The 3,028-nt window shown below is 30.6% G+C and carries 2 protein-coding genes; both read left to right on the top strand.

Annotation, left to right across the window (positions count from 1 at the left end; translation table 11 throughout):
* Positions 1 to 42 precede the first annotated feature (42 nt).
* A complete protein-coding gene (gene dhaK / locus NSA58_RS18030; protein ID WP_257560777.1) occupies positions 43 to 1,794 on the top strand; it encodes a dihydroxyacetone kinase subunit DhaK in 1,752 nt (583 codons plus the stop codon).
* A 71-nt stretch (positions 1,795 to 1,865) separates the two neighbouring features.
* A complete protein-coding gene (locus NSA58_RS18035) occupies positions 1,866 to 2,810 on the top strand; it encodes an alpha/beta hydrolase (RefSeq protein WP_257560778.1) in 945 nt (314 codons plus the stop codon).
* Positions 2,811 to 3,028 lie beyond the last annotated feature (218 nt).

The raw sequence follows: 3,028 nt of genomic DNA on the forward strand, positions 1-3,028 counted from the left end.
ATAGTATTTTAAATTTAAAATATGACTTATGAGGTGGAATAAATGAAAAAAATCATAAATAAACCAGAAAATGTTGTTATGGAAATGTGTAACGGAATAGCCCTAGCTCATCCTGAGTTAGAGTTCATTAAAAAGTATAAAATAATAAAGAAAAAAGAAATAAATAAAAATAAAGTAAGCTTAATAAGTGGTGGAGGTAGTGGTCACGAGCCAGCACATGCAGGATTTATAGGAAAAGGAATGTTAGATGCAGCCATATGCGGAGACGTATTTGCATCACCTTCTCAAATTCAAGTTTATCAAGGAATAAAAGCTACTGTCAGTGAAAAAGGTACTTTACTTATAATAAAAAACTACAGTGGAGACATGATGAATTTCAAAAATGCTGCTCATTTAGCAAGTGAAGATAAAATAACTGTAGATTATGTAAAAGTAGATGACGATATAGCAGTAGAAGATAGCTTATATACAGTAGGAAGACGTGGTGTTGCAGGAACTGTGTTTGTTCATAAAATTGCAGGTGCAGCAGCAGAAAAAGGTATGTCATTAGAAGAAGTAAAAACAGTAGCACAAAAGGCAGCTGACAATGTGAGAAGTTTGGGATTTGGACTAACATCTTGTACAGTACCAGCTAAAGGAAATCCTACTTTTGAAATTGCAGAAGATGAGATGGAATTTGGTGTGGGAATACATGGTGAGCCAGGTATAAAAAGAGAAAAAATAACAACTGCTGATGAAATAGCTTCTAGAATAGTAGATGCTATTTCAAGTGATATGAAGCTTAATGAAAATGATGAGATAGCTTTATTGATAAATGGATTTGGTAGCACTCCTTTACAAGAGTTATACTTATTTAATAATTCTGTTACAAGAGAATTATTAAATAAAAATATAAAAATAAACAGAATTTTTGTAGGAAATTACATGACAAGTATAGATATGGCAGGTGCTTCTGTATCAATATTAAAATTAGATGATGAGTTAAAAGAATTACTATGTGAAGAAAGTGATACACCGGCATTTAAAGTAAGTGGACCAGTTAATTCAGTAAAATATACTTCTTTAGGAATATGCGATGAAGATTCAATTACATCTTTTGAATTAGAGTCAAAAGAAGAAATGTCATGTATAGTAGATGAAAAAATTACGTTAGATAATATGATATATATAGTAGATAAAATGAGTGAAGTAATAATAAAAAATGAAGTAGAGTTTTGTGAATTAGATTCTTTTGCAGGTGACGGAGACTTTGGAATGAGTGTAGCTAAAGGGTTTAAGCAATTAAAAAGAGAGTGGAAAGAAATATTGTCACAGGATAGTTTGACTATAAGTAAGTTTTTAGATGATTGTTCTATGGTAATAATGGAGCATTGTGGAGGAGCATCTGGTCCAATTTGGGGATCTGCTTTTAGAGCAGCATCTAAAGAAGTAGGAGACAAGAAAGAATTAAACATGAACGACTTTGCAAATATGATGCAAGCAACAGTTAAAGGAATTCAAGCTACTGGTGAGAGGTCTTTTGGACGTGGAGCAGTTGTTGGAGATAAGACTTTAATAGATGCTTTAGTACCTTGTGCAGATGCTTGGACAAGAAGTGTAAAAGAAAATCATACTTTCAAAAAAGCGTTTGAATATGGAGCAAAGGCTGCAGTAGATGGAGCAAAATCTACAGAAGAAATAGTTGCTCGTATGGGGCGTGCTGGAACTGTTGGTGATAGAAGTTTAGGTCATCCAGATGCTGGAGCATATGGACTAGGTGTAATATTTACTGAAGTATTTAATTCCATAAAGTAGTATAATAGTAAAGTATATTAAATAATTTATTTTAATACACTTAAAAAATATATATTTATGAGGCAAGAATTATGGAATGTAAAGAATTTTATTTTAAAGGAAAAGAAGGTTTAGATATACATTTTTATAAATGGACTAGTGAAGATGTAAATCCAAAAGCAGTAGTGCAAATAGCTCATGGTATGTCAGAAACAGCGATTAGATATGAAAATTTTGCTGAAAAACTAACTGAAAATGGTTATATAGTTTATATAAATGACCATAGAGGTCATGGTTTAACAGCTAAAACTCTAGATAATGTAGGCTATTTAGCTGAGGAAGATGGATTCATATGTTTAGTGGAAGATATGAATACTTTTACAAACATAATTAAAGAAGAAAATCCTGATTTACCAATATATTTATTTGGACACAGTATGGGCTCTTTTGCAAGTCAAAGATATATAATGGAGTACGGCAGTAATTTAGCTGGGCTAATATTATCTGGGTCAAATGGAAAACATGGTATTGTTTTAAAAGTAGGAGCATTTTTAGCAAATAGTGAATGTAAAAAACATGGAAGAAAATATAGAAGTAAAATATTAGACAATTTAATATTTGGTGGAAATAATAAAGGCTTTAAGCCAGCGAAAACTGATTTTGATTGGTTAACCAGAGATGAAAAAGAAGTTCAAAAATATATAGAAGATCCTTTCTGTGGTGTATTATTTACTTGTGGATTTTTCTATGATTTTATAAAAGGTCTTCAAGAAATCGAAGATACATATAATTTAAAAAAAGTTCCTCTAAATTTACCAATATATATTATGTCTGGAGATAAAGACCCTGTTGGTAAAAATGGAAAGGGAGTCCTAAGGCTTAGAGAGAGATACATAAATTTAGGTGTAAAGAATGTTTCATGCAAGTTATACAAAGGAGGAAGGCATGAAATGTTAAATGAGATAAATAAAGAAGATGTCATGACGGATATAATTTCTTGGCTAGATGAAAGACAAAAAGAATATGCTCATTCTTAAAATAGTTGTACAAAATGGTGTATCGAATCTGATACACCATTTTGTAGTTAAAGAGATATACAAAAATATCTAGACATTTGATACTATTAGTAAGTAAAGTTATTGAAAAGATTTGATTATATGTCAGGAATGAAGTTAAGCCAGCAGTTAAATTTATTTATAACTGTTGGCTTTATAATTTTATATTGTAGACAAATTACTAGTTTATAAATAAAATA

The organism is Terrisporobacter muris (assembly GCF_024621905.1).
GTDB classification, from domain to species: Bacteria; Bacillota; Clostridia; order Peptostreptococcales; family Peptostreptococcaceae; genus Terrisporobacter; species Terrisporobacter muris.

What these genes read in the sequence shown, in the direction of transcription:
- NSA58_RS18035 (WP_257560778.1), top strand. Translation starts at nt 1,866, where the DNA reads ATGGAATGTAAAGAATTTTATTTTAAAGGAAAAGAAGGTTTAGATATA.
- dhaK (WP_257560777.1), top strand. Translation starts at nt 43, where the DNA reads ATGAAAAAAATCATAAATAAACCAGAAAATGTTGTTATGGAAATGTGT.